26 protein-coding genes and 1 pseudogene are annotated in these 23,741 nt (G+C 41.5%); 14 read left to right on the forward strand and 13 right to left on the reverse strand.

Annotated features, from left to right (window positions below):
• The first annotated feature begins 4 nt into the window (after window positions 1-4).
• The 4 genes from arsJ (at window position 5) to AOG27_RS21460 (ending at window position 3,214) form a co-directional block, all read left to right on the forward strand.
• Window positions 5-1,213 carry an organoarsenical effux MFS transporter ArsJ gene (arsJ, locus tag AOG27_RS13320; RefSeq protein WP_054553503.1) on the forward strand — a complete coding sequence of 403 codons (1,209 nt, stop codon included), beginning with the start codon at window positions 5-7 and terminating at the stop codon, window positions 1,211-1,213.
• A gap of 140 nt (window positions 1,214-1,353) precedes the next feature.
• Entirely contained in the window at window positions 1,354-2,535 is a 1,182-nt protein-coding gene (locus AOG27_RS13325) for a MerR family transcriptional regulator (RefSeq protein WP_054553504.1), read from the forward strand.
• Window positions 2,532-3,071, forward strand: coding sequence for a GNAT family N-acetyltransferase (locus tag AOG27_RS13330; RefSeq protein ID WP_054553505.1), 540 nt, complete (start codon window positions 2,532-2,534; stop codon window positions 3,069-3,071). The genes AOG27_RS13325 and AOG27_RS13330 overlap by 4 nt, the downstream gene beginning before the upstream one ends.
• Before the next feature lie 5 nt (window positions 3,072-3,076).
• On the forward strand, window positions 3,077-3,214 hold the full coding sequence (locus AOG27_RS21460; RefSeq protein ID WP_200909100.1) for a hypothetical protein: 138 nt from the start codon (window positions 3,077-3,079) through the stop codon (window positions 3,212-3,214).
• Between the two features lie 49 nt (window positions 3,215-3,263).
• Here AOG27_RS21460 and AOG27_RS13335 read toward each other — a convergent pair whose 3' ends face one another.
• Window positions 3,264-3,665, reverse strand: a complete 402-nt coding sequence (locus AOG27_RS13335; protein WP_054553506.1) for a hypothetical protein — start codon at window positions 3,663-3,665, stop codon at window positions 3,264-3,266.
• Window positions 3,640-4,524 (reverse strand): alpha/beta fold hydrolase, encoded by an 885-nt coding sequence (locus tag AOG27_RS13340; protein WP_054553507.1) that lies wholly within the window; start codon window positions 4,522-4,524, stop codon window positions 3,640-3,642. The genes AOG27_RS13335 and AOG27_RS13340 overlap by 26 nt, the downstream gene beginning before the upstream one ends.
• A 74-nt stretch (window positions 4,525-4,598) precedes the next feature.
• Here AOG27_RS13340 and AOG27_RS13345 point away from each other — a divergent pair, with 74 nt between their 5' ends.
• On the forward strand, window positions 4,599-4,961 hold the full coding sequence (locus AOG27_RS13345; RefSeq protein ID WP_054553508.1) for a MerR family transcriptional regulator: 363 nt from the start codon (window positions 4,599-4,601) through the stop codon (window positions 4,959-4,961).
• A 127-nt stretch (window positions 4,962-5,088) separates the two neighbouring features.
• On the opposite strand, the gene AOG27_RS13350 is transcribed toward AOG27_RS13345, so the two are convergent.
• Window positions 5,089-5,988: a LysR family transcriptional regulator gene (locus AOG27_RS13350; protein WP_054553509.1), complete on the reverse strand. Its 900-nt coding sequence runs from the start codon at window positions 5,986-5,988 to the stop codon at window positions 5,089-5,091.
• Between the two features lie 101 nt (window positions 5,989-6,089).
• Here AOG27_RS13350 and AOG27_RS13355 point away from each other — a divergent pair, with 101 nt between their 5' ends.
• The 4 genes from AOG27_RS13355 (at window position 6,090) to AOG27_RS13370 (ending at window position 10,333) form a co-directional block, all read left to right on the forward strand.
• Entirely contained in the window at window positions 6,090-6,989 is a 900-nt protein-coding gene (locus AOG27_RS13355; RefSeq protein ID WP_054553510.1) for a hypothetical protein, read from the forward strand.
• A gap of 63 nt (window positions 6,990-7,052) precedes the next feature.
• A complete protein-coding gene (locus AOG27_RS13360) occupies window positions 7,053-8,021 on the forward strand; it encodes a hypothetical protein (RefSeq protein ID WP_054553511.1) in 969 nt (322 codons plus the stop codon).
• A 467-nt stretch (window positions 8,022-8,488) separates the two neighbouring features.
• Window positions 8,489-9,460 (forward strand): calcium/sodium antiporter, encoded by a 972-nt coding sequence (locus tag AOG27_RS13365; RefSeq protein ID WP_054553512.1) that lies wholly within the window; start codon window positions 8,489-8,491, stop codon window positions 9,458-9,460.
• Window positions 9,461-9,496: 36 nt separating this feature from the next.
• Entirely contained in the window at window positions 9,497-10,333 is an 837-nt protein-coding gene (locus tag AOG27_RS13370; protein ID WP_054553513.1) for a mechanosensitive ion channel family protein, read from the forward strand.
• Between the two features lie 54 nt (window positions 10,334-10,387).
• Here AOG27_RS13370 and AOG27_RS13375 read toward each other — a convergent pair whose 3' ends face one another.
• Complete coding sequence (locus AOG27_RS13375; protein ID WP_054553514.1) at window positions 10,388-10,723, reverse strand: zinc ribbon domain-containing protein YjdM; 336 nt, start codon at window positions 10,721-10,723, stop codon at window positions 10,388-10,390.
• 172 nt (window positions 10,724-10,895) lie between these two features.
• On the opposite strand from AOG27_RS13375, the gene AOG27_RS13380 reads away from it, so the two are divergent.
• From AOG27_RS13380 to AOG27_RS13400, 5 genes and pseudogenes are all read left to right on the forward strand, one after another.
• Complete coding sequence (locus AOG27_RS13380; RefSeq protein ID WP_054553515.1) at window positions 10,896-11,348, forward strand: TlpA family protein disulfide reductase; 453 nt, start codon at window positions 10,896-10,898, stop codon at window positions 11,346-11,348.
• Between the two features lie 82 nt (window positions 11,349-11,430).
• Window positions 11,431-12,017 (forward strand): annotated as a pseudogene (locus AOG27_RS13385) (DUF4202 domain-containing protein).
• A 20-nt stretch (window positions 12,018-12,037) separates the two neighbouring features.
• Complete coding sequence (locus tag AOG27_RS13390; protein WP_054553516.1) at window positions 12,038-12,553, forward strand: zf-TFIIB domain-containing protein; 516 nt, start codon at window positions 12,038-12,040, stop codon at window positions 12,551-12,553.
• Window positions 12,554-12,618: 65 nt separating this feature from the next.
• Entirely contained in the window at window positions 12,619-13,362 is a 744-nt protein-coding gene (locus AOG27_RS13395; protein ID WP_054553517.1) for a hypothetical protein, read from the forward strand.
• Entirely contained in the window at window positions 13,349-14,104 is a 756-nt protein-coding gene (locus AOG27_RS13400; protein ID WP_054553518.1) for a hypothetical protein, read from the forward strand. Before AOG27_RS13395 ends, AOG27_RS13400 begins: the two co-directional genes overlap by 14 nt.
• Before the next feature lie 96 nt (window positions 14,105-14,200).
• Here AOG27_RS13400 and AOG27_RS13405 read toward each other — a convergent pair whose 3' ends face one another.
• The 9 genes from AOG27_RS13405 to pilW all read right to left on the reverse strand — a co-directional run bounded on the left by AOG27_RS13405 (window position 14,201) and on the right by pilW (window position 23,722).
• Window positions 14,201-14,500 carry a hypothetical protein gene (locus AOG27_RS13405; RefSeq protein WP_054553519.1) on the reverse strand — a complete coding sequence of 100 codons (300 nt, stop codon included), beginning with the start codon at window positions 14,498-14,500 and terminating at the stop codon, window positions 14,201-14,203.
• A 148-nt stretch (window positions 14,501-14,648) separates the two neighbouring features.
• Window positions 14,649-15,029: a VOC family protein gene (locus AOG27_RS13410; RefSeq protein WP_054553520.1), complete on the reverse strand. Its 381-nt coding sequence runs from the start codon at window positions 15,027-15,029 to the stop codon at window positions 14,649-14,651.
• Between the two features lie 115 nt (window positions 15,030-15,144).
• Window positions 15,145-16,614, reverse strand: a complete 1,470-nt coding sequence (der, locus tag AOG27_RS13415) for a ribosome biogenesis GTPase Der (protein WP_054553521.1) — start codon at window positions 16,612-16,614, stop codon at window positions 15,145-15,147.
• A 75-nt stretch (window positions 16,615-16,689) separates the two neighbouring features.
• The gene (gene bamB / locus AOG27_RS13420; RefSeq protein ID WP_054553522.1) at window positions 16,690-17,868 is read right to left on the reverse strand and encodes an outer membrane protein assembly factor BamB; all 1,179 of its coding nucleotides are present in this window, start codon (window positions 17,866-17,868) and stop codon (window positions 16,690-16,692) included.
• Between the two features lie 9 nt (window positions 17,869-17,877).
• Window positions 17,878-18,498, reverse strand: a complete 621-nt coding sequence (locus AOG27_RS13425; protein WP_054553523.1) for a YfgM family protein — start codon at window positions 18,496-18,498, stop codon at window positions 17,878-17,880.
• Between the two features lie 24 nt (window positions 18,499-18,522).
• Window positions 18,523-19,797, reverse strand: a complete 1,275-nt coding sequence (gene hisS / locus AOG27_RS13430) for a histidine--tRNA ligase (RefSeq protein ID WP_054553524.1) — start codon at window positions 19,795-19,797, stop codon at window positions 18,523-18,525.
• A gap of 132 nt (window positions 19,798-19,929) precedes the next feature.
• Window positions 19,930-21,048, reverse strand: a complete 1,119-nt coding sequence (ispG, locus tag AOG27_RS13435) for a flavodoxin-dependent (E)-4-hydroxy-3-methylbut-2-enyl-diphosphate synthase (RefSeq protein WP_054553525.1) — start codon at window positions 21,046-21,048, stop codon at window positions 19,930-19,932.
• Between the two features lie 5 nt (window positions 21,049-21,053).
• Window positions 21,054-21,938, reverse strand: coding sequence for a RodZ domain-containing protein (locus tag AOG27_RS13440; RefSeq protein WP_054553526.1), 885 nt, complete (start codon window positions 21,936-21,938; stop codon window positions 21,054-21,056).
• A complete protein-coding gene (gene pilW, locus AOG27_RS13445; protein WP_054553527.1) occupies window positions 21,935-23,722 on the reverse strand; it encodes a type IV pilus biogenesis/stability protein PilW in 1,788 nt (595 codons plus the stop codon). The genes AOG27_RS13440 and pilW overlap by 4 nt, the downstream gene beginning before the upstream one ends.
• Window positions 23,723-23,741 lie beyond the last annotated feature (19 nt).

Consider the following 23,741-nt stretch of genomic DNA (forward strand, 5'->3'; position numbering starts at 1 on the left):
AGTAATGACGCGTTTGGCTAATCTTCCCGCTGATATAAAGCAGTACTTAATTGTCACCGGGAATTACTGGGCATTTACGCTAACAGATGGCGCATTGAGAATGTTGGTGGTACTGCATTTTCATGCGCTTGGCTACTCGCCTTTGAGTATTGCCATGCTGTTTTTGTTTTATGAGATTTTTGGTGTTGTCACTAACTTAGTGGGCGGCTATTTAGGCGCAAGGCTTGGTTTAAACAAGACCATGAACATTGGCCTTGCCATACAGGTTGCAGCCTTGTTCATGTTGGCAGTCCCCCCTGAATGGCTGAGTGTTACCTATGTGATGCTGGCGCAAGCACTGTCGGGCATTGCAAAAGATCTCAATAAAATGAGCGCTAAAAGCTCAATTAAAATGTTGGTTGCTAGTGGCCAAGAAGGCACCTTGTTTAAATGGGTAGCGATACTAACAGGCTCTAAAAACGCATTAAAAGGTGTGGGCTTCTTTTTAGGTGGCTTACTACTGACATTAATGTCGTTTAAAGGCGCAATGCTAACCATGGCTGCCACCTTGCTGGTGGTGTGGTGTTTTAGTATTTATGCAATTAAAAATGATTTAGGCAAAGCTAAAAACAAACCTAAGTTTAACGAGATATTTTCAAAGAGTAGTTCAATCAATATCTTGTCGGCCGCGAGGTTGTTTTTGTTTGGTGCGCGTGATGTTTGGTTTGTAGTTGCACTTCCGGTGTTTTTATCACAAGCCTTTGATTGGGATCACTGGACTGTGGGTGCCTTCTTAGCTAGTTGGGTCATTGGTTATGGGGCTGTGCAATCTTTTGCTCCTAAAATCATTAAGCTCAATAAGCAAACATCACCAAGCGCAGAAACAGTTAAGTGGGCATCCTTGCTTGCTGTAGTCACCTTAGCCATTGCCCTTGCTATTGGCTTTGAGTGGGCTGTAAAACCAATGCTGATAGGCGGGTTGATGTTATTTGGTGTGTTATTCGCGATTAACTCATCTTTGCACAGCTACTTGATTGTGAGCATGGCTGACGCCGATGGCGTATCACTTGATGTTGGGTTTTACTATATGGCTAATGCCATGGGTCGCTTAATTGGCACTGTGTTGTCGGGCTTAGTGTTTCAACTTTATGGCTTAGCAGCTTGTTTAGCTATCTCACTGTTATTTATTGTAATTACCGCCCTTATATCGACTAAATTGCCAAAACAAATTTAGTTGAATCTAAACACGCCCTATAAAGGTAAGCTTTCTTGCTTACCTTATTTTCTTAAATTATTTTGCAAAAATATTTGACCTGTCTACAGCTTTACACTTCATACTTATTGTATTCAAAAGCCTTATAGGCCTATTTCATCATGTATTTAATTTCAGAGTTAGCAGCAAAGCTGGGTTTGTCGCGCACGGCTGTGTTGTATTACGAGAAGCTTAAAATTATTCAAGGGCGCAGGCTTGCAAATGGTTATCGCTATTATAGCGAGGCTGATTTACAACGCTTGGTTTTGATCCAGCAGTTACAAAGCGCGGGGTTAACCTTAAAAGAATGTCAGAGCTGTTTAGATGTAGAGCTAGATAAAGTGATTTTGCAACAGCGCTTAGCGCAACTTGAAGATGAAATTACCGCTAAGTTACAAGCCAAAGATTTATTACTGAGTTTGCTTGGCGAACGCTCTCAAAAACACTTACATGATGAGCTGAATAAGCGTGCGCCAAGTGCGCATTTAAATTGGTTGTTAAAGCAAGGATACACAGAAAAAGAGGCATTGCGGCTTCGTTGGTTATCAAAAGATATGAGTGACCATGAAAGCTACATGCACGATTTTATGACTGTGTTTGAGCCATTAGAGCGATGGGGGCCTGGTAGCGAAGAAGCTACATTAAAAGCTTTTGCTGCTGTTCCTAACAATGCCAAACAAATTTTAGAAATTGGCTGTGGTAAAGGCTCATCAACATTACTAATCGCCAAGCAAACTGATGCCAAGATCACGGCTTTAGATAATGAGTCATCGGCACTTGCTTATTTACAGGAGCGATTGCTCGAAGAGCAATTGGCTGAGCATGTGTCTTTGACGTGCGCATCGATGACTGCGCTGCCTTTTAAAGCAAGTTCATTCGATGTTATTTGGGCTGAAGGGTGTGTATATGTCATGGGTATGCAAAGCGCACTGTCAAGCTGGAAACCGTTTCTTCGCCGTGATGGGGTGATTGTGGTCAGTGATTTAGTTTGGCTTAACAGCCAGCCTGAAATGGCGGTTAAAGAGTACTGGCAAGCGAATTACCCAGATATGCAATCAATCGAAAGCCGCATAGCCTTATTTGATGAGCTTGGTTATGAGCTTATAGAGCAGTTTTCGCTGGATCAGCAAGCTTGGAAAAACTATTGGCAACCACTCAAGGCGCGCCTTGCTGAGTTAGCGCCATCGATAAGTGAGTCTCAAGCTGTGAAAGACATACAAACAGAAATTGCCCTTTACGAAAATGAAACCGGGCAAAACTTTACTTATCACTATTTTATTTTAAAACTTAAGGAGTCTAAGTGAATTTTTCAATTTACGAACAGAGCCAAAAAAACGAGATTATTGCGCTTTACTTGGCAACATTTAGTGCATCAGAGTCAAAACAAGAAGGCGAGCAAGTTGCCCGTTTAGTCACTGACTTTTTAGCTGAGCCATATCCATCAACTGATTTATATGTGTTTGTCGCGACAGATGAGCAACGGATCGTGGGCGCTATCGTGATGTCGCGTTTACAGTTTGCGCACGCTAAAGAGGTGTTTTTACTCTCACCTGTTGCAGTGGCAACGAATTGGCAGGGACAAGGCATAGGACAAAAGCTGATCCAATTTGGCTGCGATAAGTTAGCTGAACAAAATGTCAGCCTAGTGATGACCTATGGTGATATCAACTTTTATGGAAAAGTCGGTTTTTCCGTTGTGAGTGAAGAAATTATTCAAGCTCCTCATAGCTTATCATACCCAAAAGGCTGGCTTGTTAAACCGGTTTTAGATGACGAAATTTTGCCAATTACTGGTAAGCCAAGTTGCCTAAAACCACTCGATAATCCACAGCTTTGGTAAACACTATGCAAACACCTTCACTGATAGAATTAGGCATGCGACCTTTCTTTCAACAACAGTTGAGTTTAGATGAGCTGGAAAACAGCCATTTAGGACGTGTTGTTGAGCATAACAAAACAGAGGTCGTTTTCAAAAATGGTTAAGACTGTTCAAAAGCAAAATAGGTCAATTAAAAAGACTCAAGAGTGACCGCTAGTTGGATGTTGCTAAGCGTGTTTTTGCAACGAAAATAATGAGCCAAATAGCAACAACGGTTTCCAGCCAAATTAATACATGCATTGCGGTTGTCATAACGTTATCGCTATCAACCGCATAATGCAGTACCGATAACATGTTCATCGCAGCATAAAGATGGAGCAGCCACATGGCGTGTTTAATGCGTTGCTTAGCTAAACAGAGCAGCGCATATAAGCCAACAAAAGTCATGATAAACCAAAAGTAGTCGACCACGTTTGCTGCAAGCCAATCAGGTTCAGGATAGTGCTCAAAATACATAATATTGTGCACATAATGCAAAATACTGGCGATAAAGTTCGCGAGTACAATAAAGAGTAAACGAGCGTGTTGTTTAAATAGCACTGCTTTGTTTGGCATTATGAGTCTCATTTAACGCGGTTAATATGTCATGCCAAATTGCTTGATTATGTTTTCTGAAATAGCCAAAGTGGCCTACTTTTTTAGCGGGTAATTGTGCAGATTGATAACGCTTAAAAGCAATTGGGTGTTTGCTGGTTACATTGCGCCAAAAGTTATGCACGTTTTGCTCGGTACAGATTTCATCATCGTCAGCGGTAAAGACATAGGTAGGAATATCAAAGTTTTTATAGGTACCTTCGGCAATCGATTTACCGTAAAATTTATTCGAGAAAAACAACTGCTTTTCTCTACACCACGCTGACCATTCACGCGTAAAGCCAACGGGTAAGTCTTCCATAAAATTCATTTTTTTAGCAGGCACGTATTTAAATAATGCCCCCGTAATCGGCGAAAATAAACGAAAGAAGAAGTTAGCTTTAATACGGTAACCGGTTGGCATATAACCAAAGTATCCGGCAGAAACTGCAACCGCAACAAGGGCATCAAGCTTTTGGTAATTGGCAGCTAAACCTATTTGCTGACCGCCAGCACTATGACCAACGCAATAAAGTGGCAGAGAAGGATTGATGCTTTTAGCTTTATCAATCATGGCAGGCATATCAAAGCGGCCAATGTCTGAATATTGATAAATACAGCCTTTTAACTGGCTTGTTTTCGATTCGCAAAAGCCACGGTAATTCCAAACAACCACATCGAAACCTTGGCTGACTAAGAACTCCGCAAACGGTAAATAGTAGGTGGTTTTTGTTGCTGTACCTGGGTTTAATAGCACCGTTGCTTTAGGGTTGTTGGCCGCAAAATGAGTGCCATTTAAAGTGACGTTATCGGCTGTTTTAACACTAATCGATGTATTCATTTTTTTATTAGTATTGATAGAAGAATGCGTTGAGCATAAACTGTGGAGCTTACTCTACAGTCAAGCGTATTTTTATGAAAACCAAGCAAGTCACGCAATTAACCGGCCTCACAAAAGACACCATTCGTTTTTATGAAAAAGAGCAGTTGATCCCGCCACCTTCAAGAGATGTGAATGGCTATCGTATTTATAGTGAAAAAACAGTTGAGCAGCTCAACATGATCACAATGGCTAAAAACCTAGGCTTCACTTTAAAAGAGATTAAAGATCTCACACAGCTACTTGGCAAAAACAACTTAACTCAGCAAGCTATGGCCGCCAAATTGATTGAAAAAAGTAAAGAAATAGACGCCAAAATCACTGAGCTGACGAACATAAAAACCTTAATCGACCATGCGTTAAAAGGCATGTGTGAGTATAAAGATAAGTTAAGCTAATCACGTTTGGCATATAACTAGCTCTAAATAAAATAGTTTTGAATTGGTCTTTATTGCTGGTGCTATATAAATGATTCAATGTAAAGCAATCAATTCTACGCGATATAAAATCGTCGCTACAATTTTGCTAACTTGCTAAAAATTCATTTTTTAGCCATGCGATCAATTGTTGAATGCTGGTATGCTTTAATTTGTCAGCTTTGCAGGCATAGAAAAATGACTGCTGCGGATGGATTACTGCACTGCCTAGCTGCACTAATTCGCCATATTCGAGCTTTTCTAAAACAAATTGCTTATGGGTAACCAGTAGGCCAAGTTCTCTCGTTACAGCTTGCAATGCTTGAGCTGTGGTTTCAAAAGAGCGGTTTTTCTGTGCTTTAGGGCTGGCAATGTGGTTATGCTCTGCCCAAATCTGCCAGTTATTGTTTCTGCGTGCATTAAGCACTTGAATGGCGGGAAAGCGGTTTAATAGTTCATTGATGTTGTTTGTAGTTTCTGGCTTTAATAATGACGGGCTGCAAACTAAAACAAGTTCATCATCTGCTAATTTCTCACAGTGGTACTTTTGCCAATTTTGCGGATCGCCCTGAAAAATAGCCATATCGATATTGCGTCTTTCGAGATCAACATCACCTACAAAGTTTGATAAGCGAATATCTAACTCAGCATAACAATTTTGTAGCTTATCAACTCGTGGTATCCACCAATGTAATGCCAAAGAATTCACCATGTTGAGTGAAATTGAATGATGATCTTTGTCTTTATTTTTAACCTCTTCGCTTGCTGAAATGATGGCCTGAACGGCGGGCGAAACGCGCTGATAATAAAGTTTCCCAGCATCATTTAAATACACTTGTCTGCCAACCCTATCGAAAAGTTTTACCTCAAGCTGTTGCTCAAGAGACTTGATAGCTTGGCTGATAGCCGAGTGACTAACGTGAATTGAATCTGCGGCTTTAACCATGCTGCCAGTCTCTGCAACAGCAATGAAACTGTATAAGGATTTGAGCGGGATATTGTGTTTCATGTGTTAGTTTTTCTTACATATTAATGCGGTTTTATTCGCTTTTTTATAATTTCAGCAGAGCGTATCGTGAGTGTCATCTACTCGCTTTATAAACAATGTAAATGAATATTAGTCACCGCTCTAGTGCGTTAATGCTGCTATCTACCCTCACTCTAGCACTGAATGGACTGGTTACCCAGCTGTTAACCCCCATGCTGCCAATTATTTTACTGTTATTCTTAAGGTTGCTCTTACCTGGTTGTTTAATGTTAGCAACAGCGCGAGCACGGTTTTGGCATTATGTTAGTTTTTCTGCATTAAAAAATGTGATGCTACGCGCTGTTTTTATCACCTTGTGCCAAGGGTTTTTTATTTTAGCGCTTTACAAACTTACGTTAATTGAGGCGGTTGTGTTATTTAGCACCGGGCCTTTGTTTATCCCACTGCTTGAAAGTGTGGTGTATAAGCGAGAAATCGACTTGTTTGTCGTGCCGACTTTGTTGTTAATGATGATAGGGCTGATCATTCAAAGTATGACCGACCAAGGGATTACGTTACGTTGGGAGCTATTAATTGGTCTGGCGGCTGGCTTTTTTAATGCTTGCTCGCAATTGTGTTTATTTCAAATTAGTAAAGAGAAAACCCCGGTTCTGGTTGCCAATGGTTTTTGCTTTTTAATTGCAGCACTATTCAGTACGCTATTTTTCATTCTGCCGCTGTTTATTGGAGGGCTAAATGCTGAACTCGCAGCAGGCAGCTTGGTGTTTGAGAGTGCTTGGTTATTATTAGGCTTATTAGTGTTATTAGCGGTATTTAGTAGTGCTACGCAATACTTTAGAAGCTCTGCATATAAACTAGTTACTACCGGCTCTGAACTAGCGCCGCTGATTTATACGTCAGTGGTGTTTTCATACCTTCTTCAGTTAACCATTCTAGATAGCCCGGTAAATGGGCAGCAATTAGTTGGGATTAGTTTTATTGTTATTGCTTGTTTAATGCAAACAAAGCGAAACCGCAGTTAAGTTTCGCTTTCATCACTGTTTTCTTGTAACTTACTGAGCAACAAAAATAATAAGTAGGTTGTTATGTCTGGGTATGCTTTTGTTAGGCAAGGAGTAAAGCCATTTTTAATTGTGGTATTGTTGTTCGTTATTTATATATATTCTTCACGAGAAGCTGCAATCTTTGCAACCAATTCAGAGTCATCAAATGATACAACAGCTTCGCAGCACGTTGAGGCACAAGTAAACATATCAGCCACAAAGCCTGATACGAGTTTGTTACCTGATGAATCTGCTGAGCAAGTGAGTGAAGCCAATGATAGCCGTGAATTTATTATCAAAAATGCACCGAAATGGCGTTTTGATGGTGTGTTTATTGACCATTTTACTGAGCTAAAGCAACGCGCTAAGCAAGGTGATGCTGAGGCTAACTATCTCATCGCACAAAATCTTAAGTATTGTTTTAATGCTCCTTTAGATGCTGAGGCGCTTGAGGCAACATTAGCCGAAAGCTATGAGTTTAGCGATGCTGGTGATACGCAAAACCGTGTTTTTGAAAAATATGAGTATTGCCAAGGGTTAGATTTAGCAACGCGGCGGTCTTTTTACCGTTATTTGGCAATGGCAGCAGAACAGGGCTCTGCCTTTGCGCAGCAAACGTTTGCTGGGCTAACTCCCGAATTTTACATGAAGTCGCAATTTCCTGAGAAGTTGTCACGTGCCGAGTTCATCAAAAATCGTGATGGTTTTAAAGAGCGTAAAACCGTATTTTTAGAGCAAGCAGCGAAGCAGGGCAGTGAACAAGCGCTGATGAGTTTAGCGAGCATGTATTACAGCGAACAAGTTGGTGAGCATAGTGCAGCAAAAGCCTACGCTATAAATCGACTCATTATGGAAATCACGCAAAATAACGATGTGTATAATCGTTATGCGTGGTTTGATCAAAGACAATACCCGACACTTTCAGATGAAGAGCTGAGTATCGCGAACAATTTGTTTGATCAATGGCTTTTGCAAATAAAGCAAAATGGTACATTATATCTAAAGCACTGAGTACCCAAAGAATTAATAACCCAAAGCAAGGATGGCAATGATGTTTGAACCAAACTATGCAAGTTACACTCTTGAAGAGTTGTGAACATTGTGAAGTTACAGGGATTGTTGTAGAACATTTGAGCTTCTAAATAACAAGTAAAAAAGGAACAATTAGAGCTTTAATTGTATGACTTTTAGTTATATAGTCTTTACCTAACCTTAGGGGAGTAGTCTCTTAGATTAAGATGAACGTCAACAGTCTCCGAACCAATGTTCGTGGCGTTCATGTCCGCAAGCCGGATTGACAAGACCTAAGGCACGTATTGGGTTCAATGGGCGACCTTGATGCGTGTCTTATTGTTCTTCGCCCTAAGGAACCGTCTCGTGCTTGTTACATTTCTAGACCATTTATATGGTTATTTCTGTCCTCTTAAATCGGTTTATTTATCACATTTTGCTTTGCAACCCTTCTGTTGGAGAGCACTATGACCTTGTTTATCCTTGCCATTTTAGTTGGTTTTGTATTGCTGATTTGGAGCGCTGATCGCTTTGTTGATGGTGCAGCTGTAAGCGCAAAATATGCAGGTATACCTAGTTTACTCATTGGTATGATTGTGGTTGGGTTTGGTACGTCGGCTCCTGAGATGTTGGTATCGGCCATGGCTGCTGCTGATGGCAGCCCAGAGCTTGCTTTAGGTAATGCGCTGGGGTCAAACATTGTCAATATTGGGCTTATACTAGGGATAACAGCGCTGATTGCCCCGATTGCTGTTCACTCTAATATCGTTAAAAAAGAACTCCCACTATTGCTTGTGGTGAGTGTGCTATTTGCATTACTGATTGTTGATGGTGGCTTATCACGTTTTGACGCAGGTGTATTGTTACTTGGATTTTTTAGTTTTATGGGGTGGAGTATTTATTCTGGCCTTAAAAGCAAAAATGACAGCTTAGCAACAGATGTTGAGCAAGAACTTAACGTGCAAACAATGTCACTTAAAGCAGCTATTGTTTGGCTGGTAGTTGGGCTTGTTGTACTCATTATTAGCTCAAGGCTATTGGTATGGGGGGCAGTCAGTATTGCTGAGATTATGGGTATTAGCGACCTCATTATCGGTCTCACAATTGTGGCACTTGGCACTTCGCTCCCTGAACTTGCAGCTTCAATTGCCGCAGCCAGAAAAGGTGAACACGACATTGCCATTGGTAATGTGATTGGCTCAAACATATTTAATATCTTGGCCGTCACAGGTATTGCAGGGATGATAGCGCCAGCTGTTAACCTTTCACCGGATCTATTATCGCGAGATTGGCTGGCGATGCTCTCTCTTTCAATTTTTTTATTAATTTTTGCTTATGGGCACCGAGGTATTGGCAGGGTAAATCGCGCTGAAGGTATTGGTTTATTACTGATTTTTATTGCCTATAACGCATGGCTTTTCTTTTCAATTTATCAATAAATGCAATTTCGAATTTAAAAAAAATCAAGGATTTTTATGAAACAAACCCTCAATGAATTTTGGCTCAATAACTCAGAAACAATCATAGCGCTAGGGTATAAATTGATACTCGCAATTGTTATTTTAATTGCCAGTGCAGTGCTTGCTAAGTCAGTGAAAAAGGCTATAAAAAACTCCAACGCGACGCTTAAAAAAGTTGATAATACCTTGCTGCCTATTTTGTCGTCTGTGGCAGGCTATGTGGTGTATATTATTGGCGGGGTATTTATTTTAGATATCTTTGGCGTGAATACGGCAAGCCTTATTGCCCTAATGGGGGCAGCAGGTTTGGCGATAGGTTTAGCCCTTAAAGACACCTTAAGTAATATTGCAGCGGGCATGATGTTGCTTATATTAAGGCCATTTAAAGTTGGTGACTTTGTTGAGATAGGCTCGATGCAAGGTACTGTCTCTGAGGTAAACCTATTCACCAGTGTTTTTCAAACGATTGATGGTCTTTATATTGCGTCACCTAATGGCATAGTGTGGGGTAACAATATTAAAAATTTCACCCGAAATGGCAAACGCCGAATGGATATTGTTGTGGGTATTTCATATGCCGATTCAATCGATGATGGCTTTGCGGTGCTAAAAGATATTGCCGCGAACGAAAGCCGTTTACTGAGTGAACCGGCGGCGCAAGTGATGGTGACAGCCATGGCTGAGAGCTCGGTGAATATTCAGCTAAGAGCATGGGCTAAAAATGAAGACTATTGGCAAACCTATTGGGATTTAAACAAACGTGTCAAAGAGTCAATCGAGAAAGCTGGCCTGACAATTCCTTTCCCACAACGTACTTTACACATACCTGAAGGCGTGGTGACAAAGAAGTAACTTTACTAATGTTAGTAAGTAAATCTGGTTAGTCGATTTACTTACTATGCTTCTTTAAGCTTTTTTAACAAACTTAGCGGTTACCATCATTTCACCAACGCCATCGACTTTACAGTCTAATTCGTGGTCTTTTTTATCTAGCACACGGCGGATCACGGCTTTGGTGCCAATTTTAATAACTTGCGAGCTGCCTTTAATTTTTAAATCTTTAGCAACGGTCACTTTGTCGCCATCAGCCAATAAAGTGCCGTTAGCATCTTTCACATTGATCACATCATCGGTATCAACCGCATTGGGGTCCCACTCGTGAGCACACTCTGGGCAAACTAAATTGTTTTGATCTTCATACACGTATTCAGAGTTACATTGTGGGCAAGGAGGAAAAGACATAAATGGCACCATGGTTAATTATAAAAGCGTATTTTAATGGCTTATTCACAGCATTGCGAGTTTATCTAAAGCACCTCATAGAAAGTAAGTATGTGCAAACTCGCAATTGTAATGCTGGAGTGTTTTCGATAATTTGGTTATTGTGAGTTAATTAGAACAAAGAGCACTCACAATGAAAAAAGTTATTTATTTCGTTACCTTATTATTCTCATCATTCACATTTGCAACGACGTCGCCGTACAGTGGGGAAATTACCGCTGAGGATTTACTCGCACAGTATCCTGCTTTTGCTAAAGAGTATAAAAACTATTCACCATCTGAGGATGATTTAAACACAATTAAAACGCTCAGTGGTAAACAAGTATTAGTATTTTTAGGTACGTGGTGTCATGACTCTAAGCGTGAAGTGCCTCGTTTACTAAAGTTACTTGATGGTTCGGGTGTAAAGCTGAAATCACTCCAATTAATTGCGGTTGGTTACGATAAGCTTGACCCTGATGGTTTAGCTAAGCAGTACGACCTTCGTTATACCCCAACGTTTATTGTAAGCTCTAACGGCAAAGAGTTACTTCGAATGATTGAAAAGCCTAAGCACAGCATCGCGATGGACCTTACTCGTTTGTAATAGAGTTGTTTGCTAGAGCAAAGTAGCTAAAGTAGTTATTGCTCATTATAATCATGGCTATAAACCAACTAGAGAATGTTATATGTCTCAAACTGTTATAGAAGCCATAGATGCAGCGAATGCTGCAGATCCCAATCGTGTTAAGCATGCTGGGCAAGCGTTAGCTAAAGAATCTTTATATTCTATGCGTATGACCGATATGCTTAACCGTTTTAATCCGCAAGCCGATGAACTAATGCACATTGCTGCACGGGGCCAACATATTGAACGCTGGCGCTCTCCTCGCAGTGACTTCCCTATGGGTAAGAAGGTTATTATCAATGGCGCACTGCTTTATATGATTTTCATGCCGAGCGTGTAACAGCCCTTATGAAAACCGCTGGTTACTCAACGGGTGAATGTGAGCGCGTATACGCAGCCGTGGCTAAAAAGAATATAAAGCGAAACCCTGATAGCCAATTAATTGAAGACATCGCAAGCCTTGTGTTTATCGAACATTACATGCTTGATTTTGCAACTAGCAAGCCTGATTACGATGAGCAAAAATGGTTGGGTATTATTCGTAAAACTTGGCAAAAAATGTCAAACGAAGCACATGAATTTGTGTTAGCTGGTAACATCAGCTTACCTGAGCCGCTTAAACCGATAATTACAAAAGCGCTAAGTTAAATTTAAAACAAGGAAGGTCTATGTTTTGCCCGCGTACTAAAACAGCACTTGAAGCAGTGAGCATTGGCGATGTTAACGTGTATTTATCAAAAAGCGGTGGTGTATTTTTTGATAATCGACAAATATTCCACTTTAGCGATCCAAGTTTAAAACCAGCGCAAGTGCTGGTGGCTCATTTACAAACTCTGCCAACAGAATGCGTTGATTTAGCAAAGCGAATTAATTGCCCGAAGTGCCCTGACGTGGTGATGATGCGACGCTTTTTCACGCCACTAAAAGTGGTTGAAATAGACGAATGTCCAAATTGTGCGGCTATTTGGCTTGATCATGGCGAACTTGAAAAGATCCATGAAAATCATTTAACGCCAAAAGAGCGTGAAATGCTGCGTATTGATATGGCCAATAATCATGGTTTTATTCAAGTTAAAATTCCCAAAAGGCGTTACTCGGTTCATGCTAAAAAGCCTGAGTCTAATGCAACGTCACCTTTAGAAAAACTAGCAGAACTTGCCTATTTATCGATTTTGAATGACTAGGAAGAGAATATTTAAAAGCTCCCATTATTAGCGCTAAATAATTTTTAAAATATAAGGTCAATAGTGTGAAAAAATTAGTGGTGTTTATGAGCGTGTTACTGGCCTGTTTGTTTACAACAAGTTGCACTACAGTACTCGATAAGGCCCATGGTTATCGCGGACCCATCGTTGTGACAATTAAAACAGAAGATGGCTCTGTGTCGGAGTTTCCTTTTTTAATAGAGTCTGTGTACACAGAGTCGTGTGGTCATAGTAGTTGTGGCATAGACTCTGGTTATAGATATCTAAAAACGAGCTATGCCAATGAGCCAATCACCTTCCCGCGAGAGCGGTTAGACCTATTGCAAGCTAATGCCTACGCAACAATTCTTTTTAAAGTTACTCATCCTAATTATCACTACAACGTCTTTACTCGAGGTTTTGCACCTACCGATGCTGATGACCCCATTTATGTAACGTTTACTGTTAAGCCGTTTGCTGAACAAATGAACAAAGTGGCTGGCTGGGCGGAAGGCCCTAAACAAGACATGCAAAAATTCGCACCAGATAGCAGAGAGTTTAAAAAAGCAGATATTAGGTATCGCCAAGCGCGTTTTAATTTAGGACAGATGATTGCAAGGCATATCACGTTGACTAAAACGGTTTACTTACCCCATTTTTCAGAAAGCATGCAACAACGTGTGATTGAAAAGTATCAACCTATTTTTAAAGCGTGGTATTACGGCGTACCTGAAACAGATTGTTGGGATATGGTTGACTGCAGAAAGCAAATTTTAAAACCAAGGGAAGCTAAATATGAAGGATTATAAGCGCAAGGTGGTGCAATTTTATTGCGTGTTACTGGCCTGTTTGTTTACAACAAGTTGCACTACAGTACTCGATAAGGCGCATGGGTATCGCGGGCCCATCGTTGTGACAATTAAAACAGAAGATGGCTCAGTGTCGGAGTTTCCTTTTTTAATAGAGTCTGTGTACACAGAGTCGTGTGGTCATAGTAGCTGTGGCATAGACTCCGGTTATAGATATCTAAAAACGAGCTATGCCAATGAGCCAATCACCTTCCCGCGAGAGCGGTTAGACCTATTGCAAGCTAATGCATACGCAACAATTCTTTTTAAAGTTACTCATCCTAATTATCACTACAACGTCTTTACTCGAGGTTTTCCGCCCACCGATGCTGATGACCCCATTTATGTAACGTTTACTGTTAAGCCCTTTGCTGAACAAATGAATAAAGTAGCTGGCTGGGCTGAACAGGGCAAAGTGATAATGCAAAATGCGGCGCCAGATAGTGATGAGCATTTCAATGGAAAAATGCTATTTTGGCAAGAGCGTTTTAATTTAGGACAGATGATTAAAAGGCACATTACGTTGACTAAAACGGTTTACTTACCCCATTTTTCAGAAAGCATGCAACAACGTGTGATTGAAAAGTATCAACCTATTTTTAAAGCGTGGTATTACGGCGTACCTGAAACAGATTGTTGGAATAAGATGACTTGTCAGGAGCAAATATTAAAACCAAGGGAAGCTGAATATGAAGGTTTGTAAGGGCAAGGGATGCTTGTTTCGGCAATCGTATTTTTTAAACTTGCTTAATAAGAAGCCTGTACCAACTCAGATACAGGCTTTATTGGTTATTAAGTGTTATAGCTTAACCAGCATTTTTCCTTTATTTTTACCTTCGAACAGACCAAGAAATGCATCAACGGCGTTTTCGATGCCGTGGTATACCGTTTCTTCAGATTTAACTTTGCCTTCGCTGATCCATTCGCTCATTTGCTCTACAAATTCAGAGAATTGAGAAAAATAATCAATCACGATAAAGCCTTTCATGGTGAGCTTTTTCGAGTTGATGTAAAAGAGGTTGCTCGGGCCTGGTTGTGCAGTGTCGTCATTATAACCTGAGATCATGCCACAAACAGGAATACGGCCGTAATCGTTCATTACATTGAGTGCAACTTAAAGTTGATGCTGAAGAATTAACAGCTAAGTTAATGGCACGCTCAAATATGAGTTTGGAGCGAATCGAGTTATTACGCGAGTTAACGCTTGAGCTGCATTCTGACCTAACAAAAGCGGACCTTACAAAAAGCTAATCTTCTACTAAACACACTAAAGTGCCCTCAATAGCCCGAACATACGCATAATGCTGGGCGTCTTTTTTAGTTGGCGGGCACAATGGCTCAGCGCCAGCAAGCACAGCTTTATCGTAACTTTCGACTAAATTATGGCAGCTGAATCTTAGCTCAAAACCAAGAGCAGGCTGCTTAGGATGGGCGCGAATATACCCTTGCTTGAAATATGCTTGCGCATGCGGGTGGGTCGCAAAGGCAAGTTTAACGGAACCTGTAACAAGCTCACCGTATTCGGCATCGTCACTGATATGGTTGGTATTTAAACCAAATGCTTGATAGTAAAAGTCGAGTACTTCTTCTACGTTATCGACGTAAATAACCTGACTTAAAAAGTCCATTTATGCTGCTCTATTTATTATTCGTTTATTAAATAAAGCATAGTTTCAGCAATAAAAAAACCTTGTAAGTCATACTTACAAGGTTTTTGCAATACTTAAAGCTTAGTCGTAGTAACTAAGACTTGTTGCGGTTTTCCTTCGCAAATGCACGAATCTTACGTTTTTGCGATAAAGTCACTTTATTAGTGCGACCCGCGTACGGGTTGTCGCCTTCTCTAAATTCAATTTTGATTGGCGTGCCCATAATACCTAATGCTTTACGGTAGTAGTTCATTAGGTAGCGCTTGTAGCTATCTGGTAAGTCATGAACTTGGTTACCGTGGATCACGATACGTGGAGGGTTATAACCACCTGCGTGAGCATATTTAAGTTTTACACGACGACCGCGAACAAGTGGCGGTTGGTGATCGGCCTGTGCCATATCCATGATACGACGCAGCATCGCTGTGCTAATACGTTTAGTGGCTGATTCGTACGCTTCGTCTACTGATTCAAATAAATGACCCACACCGGTGCCATGTAAAGCAGAGATAAAGTGTAAACGTGCGAAATCGATGAAACCTAAACGACGGTCAAGTTCTGACTTAATACGTTCTTTAACGTAATCGTCTAGGCCGTCCCATTTGTTAACAGCCACAACCAATGAACGACCTGCGTTTAAGGCAAAACCTAGTAAGCTCAAATCTTGATCAGAAATACCTTCGCGCGCATCAACCACAAGCAATACCACGTTAGCATCTTCAATCGCTTTAAGGGTTTTGATCACAGAGAATTTTTCTACAACATCGCTTACTTTCTTACGTTTACGAACACCTGCGGTATCAATAAGAATGTACTCTTTGTCGTTACGTGTCATCGGAATATAGATAGAATCACGGGTTGTACCCGGCATATCGTAAACGATTACACGTTCTTCGCCTAAGATACGGTTTGTAAGTGTTGACTTACCAACGTTAGGACGACCGATAATTGCAAGCTTTACTGGCTTATCAGCAAAGGCTTGCTGGTTGTCTTCGCCTTCTTCATCTTCGCTGTAAAGATCAACTAATTCGTCATCACTTTCTTCAAGCTCTTCAGCTTCGCCTGCAAGTTCGGCAATGACTGGCTGTAAAGTTGTTTCAAGTAGCTGCGTGATACCACGGCCGTGAGCCGCTGCAATGTGATGTACGTCACCTAAGCTTAACTGGTAGAACTCAGCACAGTACGAGTCTGCATCAATACCATCGACTTTGTTTGCCACAACAAAACATTTCTTTTGTTGTTTACGAAGGTGATTCGCAATTGCTTGGTCAGCGGCGGTCATACCTGCGCGGGCATCAACTAAAAATAACACGATATCGGCTTCTTCAATTGCCAGAAGCGATTGCTCAGCCATTTCAGTTTCGATACCTTGCTCAGAACCGTCAATACCACCCGTGTCTACCACGATAAATTCATAGCCATCGTAATCAGCTTGGCCATATTTTCTATCTCGTGTTAAGCCTGGAAAGTCGGCTACGAGGGCGTCACGAGTACGTGTTAAACGGTTAAATAATGTGGATTTGCCCACATTGGGTCGCCCAACAAGAGCGATCACGGGAAGCATAAACTACCTCTTAAAAAAACAACAAAAGGCTTCGCCAAGCGAAGCCTTAGAAAAATAACGTTTACTATTAGTAAGTTAGTTTGGAATTTTAACCGCGCTAACTTCACCATCTCGGGTGTATAAAATTAATTTGTCACCGGCAACAACAGGCTCAATAAAGAAACCTGAGCTGTCAAAGTCTTCGCGCGATACAAGCTCGCCCGTTTCTTTGTCTAACCAGTGTAGGTTACCTTCTTGGTCACCTAATGCTAAATATTTACCAGCCACAGTCGGGCCTGTTAAGTACCAGCCGCGCAGTGCTGGTTGGCTCCAGCGCTCAATACCTGATGTTTTATCTAGACTGTAAATAACACCATCGCTATCAACAACATAGATAGACTGACTATCCATCGATAGATCACGGTAGCTGCTATATTCACGTTTCCAAACAACATTACCTGATCGAATATCAACGGCTGCTAAGTTACCATTATAAGCGATTGCATAGGCGTATGGGCCGCTAATTAATGCTTGTGTATCTACATCAACTAAACGTTCAAACTCAGATGCACCCTTTGGAGAGGCAATTTCAGCACTCCATGCAGAGTAGCCGTTTTCTGAAATTAATACGCTCAATTTACCTGTTTCAAGACCTAGTAATACACCGCCGTTTGCCACAGTTGGTGAACTTTGACCACGTAATGTCAGTGGTGGTACTTCTTGTTCGAAGCGCCAACGTTCTTCACCTGTATCTGGGTGCACTGCTAATAATTTACCAGAGCCTAGGTTTACAAAGATTAAGCCGTCGCCTGCAGCAGGTTTAGCAAGTACTTCGCCAGGCATCGTTTTACGCCAAACAATTTCACCTGTTTCACGGTCTAGCGCGGTTAAGTAACCATGCTCAGAACCAACAAAAATTTTGCCGTAAGCTTGTAATATACCACCCGATAACTTGGCACTTTCTGTGGTTTCCCAAGGCCAAAAGGCAGGGTTTTCACGCACATCGGTTTGCCATAGCGTATCGCCATTTTCAAGCGAAAGGGCTTCAACTTCACCTTCGCGGTTTGCTACATACACAACATCGTTATGAATAGCCGGCGTTAAGCGCGAGAAATAATGCTGAACACCGTCACCAATTGATTCTTGCCATACTACGTCTGTCTCAAACTGATTAACAATTTCAGGCAGTACCAGTTCTTCTTCGTCATCACTTGACGAACACCCAGTTAGGGTTGCGATACACAGAGCAAGTGTTGCCGCTGTTAACTTCTTCATCTTAACCCCTTACGCCGCTGGGCTAGTTTGTGCTAAGTCATCAAGTTTAATTTGTAATAACGGGTTGTTTTCAAGGCCGCCATTATCCGCAGCAGCTTGGTATTGGCTGCGTGCTTGGTCTTTGTCGCCTTGTGCAGCATAAACATCGCCTTTTAATTCAGCGACTGCAGCAGTAAATGATGCTGGAAGCTGGGCGTTTAGCGTTGTTAGCGCTTGCTCATATTGCTTTTGCGCAAGGTGAACACGAGCAAGGCGCGTTGTTGCCGTTGCTTTAAGCTCAGGGTTTTGCTCGTTGGTGATGATCCAGTTAAGCTTTTCGCTTGCTGCATCAAGGTCATTCTTTTCTACGGCTTCTTTTGCCGCAACAAATGCTGTTAGCGTGCTGTAGCTTGACTCGTTATTTTCTTTAATAAACGTATCCGCTTTTTCTAGCACGGCACCGCTTTCAACAAGTTGTGTGAAAGAGTCAGATGCTTTCTCAGCCGTGGTGATTTGGTTTTGGTTATAAGCTTTCCAACCATATAAACCACCTAAACCTGCAACAATACCAATTGCAAGTGCTAAACCATTTTCACGGAAAAAGCGTTTGATCGCTTCTTCTTGTTGTTCTTCTGTTGAATAAATTTCCATGCTTACCTCTGTTGCTAGCTGGGCTTAAATAAGCTCAGCTAGTAGCGTTTTCGCTTCTTCTAGTTTTAAGGTGACTTGTTCTTTACGCTCACGTAAATACTTAATAGTCACAACGCCTTGTTCTAATTCATCTTCGCCGATAATAACTGCAACAAGAGCATCGCTTTTATCTGCGCGTTTTAATTGCTTTTTAAAGTTGCCACCGCCTGCGTGCACCATAACACGAAGACCTGCAACATCTTTACGTAACTGAGCGGCAATAATAGGCGCTTGAATGCTGGCTTTATCGCCCATGGCTGCCAAATATACATCAGCACTACGGCGGATGTCACCTACACTTTCTAGTGCTTGAAGTAATAACACTAAACGCTCAAGACCCATTGCAAAACCTACCGCTGGTGTTGCTTTACCGCCAAGTTGTTCAACTAGGCCATCGTAACGACCACCGGCACAAACGGTTCCTTGTGCGCCTAGGCTATCGGTTACCCACTCAAAAACGGTGCGGTTGTAATAGTCAAGGCCACGTACAAGCTTTTCATTTACCGTGTATTCGACGCCAGCAGCGTCTAAACGTTCACATAAATTTTCAAAATGTTCTTTTGATTCAGCGTCTAAGTGCTCAGATAGTTTAGGCGCATCAGTTAAAATGGCTTGTACATCAGGGTTTTTGCTATCTAACACACGTAAAGGGTTGCTGTGCATACGACGCTTAGAGTCTTCATCAAGTACATCGACGTGTTGCTCTAAGTAAGCAACAAGTGCATCACGGTAGTCTGCACGCGCTTCATTTGAACCCAATGAATTAAGCTCCAGACGAACGTGTTCATTGATACCAAACTCTTTCCATAATTGGGCTGTCAGCAAAATAACTTCTGCATCAATATCAGCAGTGGCAATGCCGAATGTTTCTAAACCAAATTGGTGGAATTGACGGTAACGGCCTTTTTGTGGACGCTCGTGACGGAACATCGGGCCCATGTACCATAAACGTTGTTCTTGGTTATACAGTAAACCGTTTTGATTACCTGCACGTACACACACTGCGGTACCTTCAGGGCGAAGAGTTAAGTTATCGCCATTACGGTCTGCAAAGGTGTACATTTCTTTTTCGACGATATCGGTTACTTCACCGATAGAGCGTTTGAATAGGTCGGTTGATTCAACAATTGGAAAACGAATTTCTTGATAACCAAACGATGAAACTGTTTCACGTAAAATGTCTTCTACTTTCTGCCAAATTTGCGTATCGCCTGGCAGACAATCGTTCATACCACGAACTGCCTGAATTTGTTTTGCCACTGATAAATCCTAAATACTGTAATTGCGCTGAAAAAATCGCGCCTCAAGAAAAACTAAAAATTGACCCGCTATTATACCGTTTGGGCTCTAAAGGTAAACGGCAAACCCAAGGGTTTGCCGAGTATATGCGAATTATTCAACGATTTTGATGTCGATTGGCGTTTCTTTCTCTTTTTTAGCGATAAAGTCACGCACATAGCCTTCAAGTTGGTCAACAATATTATCGTTATCGATACGTGCTTTTTGACGCTCACCATTGATGTATAAGCCAGAGCGACGGTTCGCACCAGCAAGGCCGATATCACTAACCAGCGCTTCACCAGGGCCATTTACCACACAACCAATCACCGACACTGACATAGGCTCAACCACGTCTTCAAGGCGCTCTTCAAGTTGGTTCATGGTGCTTACCACATCAAACTCTTGGCGTGAGCAGCTCGGGCAAGCAATAAAGTTAATGCCGCGTGAGCGAATGCGTAATGATTTTAAAATATCAAAACCCACTTTGATCTCTTGTACCGGATCGGCAGCAAGTGATACGCGTAATGTGTCACCAATGCCTTCGGCAAGTAGCATACCTAAGCCAACAGCTGATTTAACAGATCCTGAGCGCATACCGCCAGCTTCGGTAATACCTAAATGCAGTGGCTGGTCGATTTCTTTGGCAAGTAAACGATATGCACCGACCGCTAAAAATACATCTGACGCTTTAACGGATACTTTAAATTGGTCAAAGTCTAAACGTTGTAAGATCTCAACATGGCGCATAGCTGATTCAAGTAAAGCTTCTGGTGTTGGTTCACCGTATTTTTCTTGTAAGTCGCGCTCTAATGAACCGCCATTAACACCAATACGAATAGGGATGTTATGCTCACGGGCTGAGTCTACAACGGCACGAATACGCTCTTCGCTACCGATGTTGCCTGGGTTAATACGCAAACAATCCGCACCATACTGAGCCACTTTTAATGCTATACGGTAATCAAAGTGAATATCTGTTACCAGCGGAATAGTGACCTGTTCTTTAATGCTTTTAAATGCTTCAGCTGCTTCCATGGTTGGTACAGACACACGCACAATGTCGGCGCCGGCATCTTGAATAGCTTGAATTTGTGCAACCGTTGCATCGATATCTAGGGTGTTGGTGTTAGTCATCGACTGAACGGCAATTGGTGCACCATCACCAATTGGCACATTACCTACGTTAATACGGGTCGATTTTCTACGTTTAATAGGAGATTCTGAAAACATTGCGGTTACTCTGATAACGGTAAAGTAAATTTAGCTAAGCGATTTTTGGCAAAATGTGAGGTATCGACGGCTTGACCTTGAAAAGTAATATCGACTACTTGGTGTTTGCCGAGCACCACACTAAACGGCTGTGGGCCGGTTACTGTCATAACGTAACCTGCTTTTTTAACACCAAAAGCAATACGATCGCCGTTGCCATCGTGAATTTCTACCCAGCTATCTTCATTGAAGTGCATCACCACTTCGCTGTGCTCAGGATCAGCTTTTTTGGTTTGCGGCTGAGCAGTTAATTGGCTTTGTGACGCAGCCTGATTTGCTGCTTCGTTGTTAGTTATTGGCACAGTTTCTTGTGGCTCAATAACTTCTTTGTCTTCTGTAGGCAATTGAACTGTTTCTTCAACTGGCGCTTCGTCTGCTAAATTAGTGGTTAGCTCATTACTTTCAAGCTGATTTGGCATCGCCGTTGTTACCGGCTCTTCGATACTTTGATTACTATTTTGCCACCACCAAACGACCGATGAGCCTATAATGACAGCTAAAATAAAATAACTGAATAGCATTAAACGGCTATCGTTTGCTTCTTTTTCGGTGCGACGAGAGAAGCTCTGCATATTAGATTTTTTAGCTGGCTCAACATGCTCAGGTAATAATTCAAGCATGGCTTGGCTATCTATTTTTAGCTCGCGACAATAGCTTCTGATATACCCTTTTACGAAGGTTGCAGGGCCTAGTAATTCATGTTCGTCGTTTTCTAATCGTTGTAATTGTAAAACTGATAATTTTAATGCACCAGCAAGCTGCTCAAGGCTCATTCCTGCATCTTCGCGGCGTTTTTTTAGCGCCTGGCCGAGCGTTTCTTGTGGTTGTTCTAAATTGTTTTCTTCATTCATAATGCGTATGAGTCTGGATCTACCAATAAAAGTCTATGCCCAGGCTTAAGGGCAACATCTGGGCTCAATTTGTTCCAGCGCATTAATTGATCGATTAATACGCTATGCTGCGTGGCAATGTCGTACAAAGTATCACCAGCATTAATGTCGTGATAAATATTCGGATCATTTAAATAGATGCGAGTACCGTTTTGTACGCGATCCGATTCTTTTAAGCCATTCCACAGCAAAATCTTCTGTAGTTTAACATTGTATCGCACTGAAATGCTAAATAGGTTTTCACCATTTTCAATAATATGGTAGGGGATATTCAGCGCAGGTACACGTGGGTTGAGCATGGGTAATTGTATTTGTTCAGAAGTCACTGAGTACGAGGTTTGACTCGTTTGGCCTGCATAGTTGGATTCTTCGCCAAAGACATTTTCATCTTTTTCAGGCTGATAAAATATCACTGTGCTTTCATTTTTGCTGACAGCTTTTGCAGAAGTTGAAGTTTGTTGCTTAATCTCAGGAGATGTGGGTGCCCCAAAAGATACAATAGTGACTTCATCGTTAGCAGCTTTAGGTGTTGATATACTTTTCTTTTGTTCTGGTGTTTTTATTGCAAGCGCATTAACAACAGCTTCAGTATCGACAGGCTTAGTTGGAGTTGATGCTATTTTTTTTGACGATTCAGTCTTAAAACCCGAAGCTTCGGGCTGAATCTTTGCTTGCTCTACAACTAGGGCTGGCATGTTTGCAACAGATTGGGTTGATTCGACAGTTTCTTGTTCAATAATTGCAGGCACTTCTGACTTTTGCTGATTCGTAGCATATACTTCTTTTGCATTAGAAGTTTGTACATCTGTCTTATCTACAATTACTGTTTCATTCGCCTTTGTTGGGGCTTTTCTTTTTACGATTCGGATCTTTGGTTGGTCTTTGCTAACCGATGAGTTATCGCTTGAAATCTGGAGCTCTTCGAGTTGAGCTTGACGATATTTTTCTCGTAATATTTCAAACTCTGAACGTTTAACCTGCCCAGAAGAAATGGCTTTAGCTTCGTTTGAGCCGGGGTAAGTTTGTAAAATGATACCTGCAGTTGCTTCGGCTTTTTCTATGTGTCCCATACGTTGCTGGATAAGATAGCTGAGCATAAGTGCACGAGGTGTTACGCGGCCTGTTGATTCGTATTTTTCAATAATATCTTCAGCTTTATGTAGATCACTTTTTGCGTAATACAAACCAGCCAAGCTTATCATTGAAGAGGGGCGCTGCGAGCTGTGATTAAGTGCTGATTTTAGGTATTTTTCCGCATTTTCGAAGTCATCAAATTCAATCGCACATAAAGCTAAGTTTTCGTAACTTTCAGCTACACGGATATAGCTAGGAATTGAAATCGCTTTAAGAAGCTCTTCTGCAGCGCGGTCATACTCACCAATGCCACACAAAAATACACCATAATTGTTTAAGGTGTTTGGATCATTAGGGGCAATTTTTAATGCGCGCTGATAGGCTTTATCGGCAAGTTCTGGTTCATCAACCTGTTGATAGTAATAAGCTAAAGAGTAATGAACTTCAGGGAGGTCAGGTGCAAAATCTGCGGCGCGTTCTAAATTATATTTTGCTTGTGAATTATTGCCTGTTTTTAAGTACTGTAACGCAAGGGCGATACGGGTACGGGCAGCACCGGTATTGTTAACTTGTTTTTCAACAACGGGTCTGTCGCTACCTTCGTAGCTGTTTTCTGTAACACACCCTGTTAATGCAAATGCACTAACAGTAATGGCAAGTATAGAACGCATTACCTAATCTCTTCTTTGA

The sequence above is a fragment of the Pseudoalteromonas lipolytica genome (assembly GCF_001306915.1).
Taxonomy (GTDB): domain Bacteria; phylum Pseudomonadota; class Gammaproteobacteria; order Enterobacterales; family Alteromonadaceae; genus Pseudoalteromonas; species Pseudoalteromonas simplex.

Bases quoted from the DNA above. Each gene is read 5' to 3' on its own strand.
- arsJ (WP_054553503.1), top strand. From the start codon at position 5: ATGACGCGTTTGGCTAATCTTCCCGCTGATATAAAGCAGTACTTAATT.
- AOG27_RS13370 (WP_054553513.1), top strand. From the start codon at position 9,497: ATGAAACAAACCCTCAATGAATTTTGGCTCAATAACTCAGAAACAATC.
- AOG27_RS13410 (WP_054553520.1), bottom strand. From the start codon at position 15,029: ATGGACTTTTTAAGTCAGGTTATTTACGTCGATAACGTAGAAGAAGTA.
- AOG27_RS13400 (WP_054553518.1), top strand. From the start codon at position 13,349: ATGAAGGATTATAAGCGCAAGGTGGTGCAATTTTATTGCGTGTTACTG.
- AOG27_RS13350 (WP_054553509.1), bottom strand. From the start codon at position 5,988: ATGAAACACAATATCCCGCTCAAATCCTTATACAGTTTCATTGCTGTT.
- pilW (WP_054553527.1), bottom strand. From the start codon at position 23,722: ATGCGTTCTATACTTGCCATTACTGTTAGTGCATTTGCATTAACAGGG.
- AOG27_RS13375 (WP_054553514.1), bottom strand. From the start codon at position 10,723: ATGTCTTTTCCTCCTTGCCCACAATGTAACTCTGAATACGTGTATGAA.
- AOG27_RS13335 (WP_054553506.1), bottom strand. From the start codon at position 3,665: ATGCCAAACAAAGCAGTGCTATTTAAACAACACGCTCGTTTACTCTTT.
- AOG27_RS13355 (WP_054553510.1), top strand. From the start codon at position 6,090: ATGAATATTAGTCACCGCTCTAGTGCGTTAATGCTGCTATCTACCCTC.
- AOG27_RS13360 (WP_054553511.1), top strand. From the start codon at position 7,053: ATGTCTGGGTATGCTTTTGTTAGGCAAGGAGTAAAGCCATTTTTAATT.
- AOG27_RS13345 (WP_054553508.1), top strand. From the start codon at position 4,599: ATGAAAACCAAGCAAGTCACGCAATTAACCGGCCTCACAAAAGACACC.
- der (WP_054553521.1), bottom strand. From the start codon at position 16,614: ATGCTTCCCGTGATCGCTCTTGTTGGGCGACCCAATGTGGGCAAATCC.
- AOG27_RS13325 (WP_054553504.1), top strand. From the start codon at position 1,354: ATGTATTTAATTTCAGAGTTAGCAGCAAAGCTGGGTTTGTCGCGCACG.
- AOG27_RS13390 (WP_054553516.1), top strand. From the start codon at position 12,038: ATGTTTTGCCCGCGTACTAAAACAGCACTTGAAGCAGTGAGCATTGGC.
- AOG27_RS13440 (WP_054553526.1), bottom strand. From the start codon at position 21,938: ATGAATGAAGAAAACAATTTAGAACAACCACAAGAAACGCTCGGCCAG.
- AOG27_RS13365 (WP_054553512.1), top strand. From the start codon at position 8,489: ATGACCTTGTTTATCCTTGCCATTTTAGTTGGTTTTGTATTGCTGATT.
- AOG27_RS13340 (WP_054553507.1), bottom strand. From the start codon at position 4,524: ATGAATACATCGATTAGTGTTAAAACAGCCGATAACGTCACTTTAAAT.
- AOG27_RS13380 (WP_054553515.1), top strand. From the start codon at position 10,896: ATGAAAAAAGTTATTTATTTCGTTACCTTATTATTCTCATCATTCACA.
- AOG27_RS21460 (WP_200909100.1), top strand. From the start codon at position 3,077: ATGCAAACACCTTCACTGATAGAATTAGGCATGCGACCTTTCTTTCAA.
- AOG27_RS13425 (WP_054553523.1), bottom strand. From the start codon at position 18,498: ATGGAAATTTATTCAACAGAAGAACAACAAGAAGAAGCGATCAAACGC.
- AOG27_RS13405 (WP_054553519.1), bottom strand. From the start codon at position 14,500: ATGAACGATTACGGCCGTATTCCTGTTTGTGGCATGATCTCAGGTTAT.
- bamB (WP_054553522.1), bottom strand. From the start codon at position 17,868: ATGAAGAAGTTAACAGCGGCAACACTTGCTCTGTGTATCGCAACCCTA.
- ispG (WP_054553525.1), bottom strand. From the start codon at position 21,048: ATGTTTTCAGAATCTCCTATTAAACGTAGAAAATCGACCCGTATTAAC.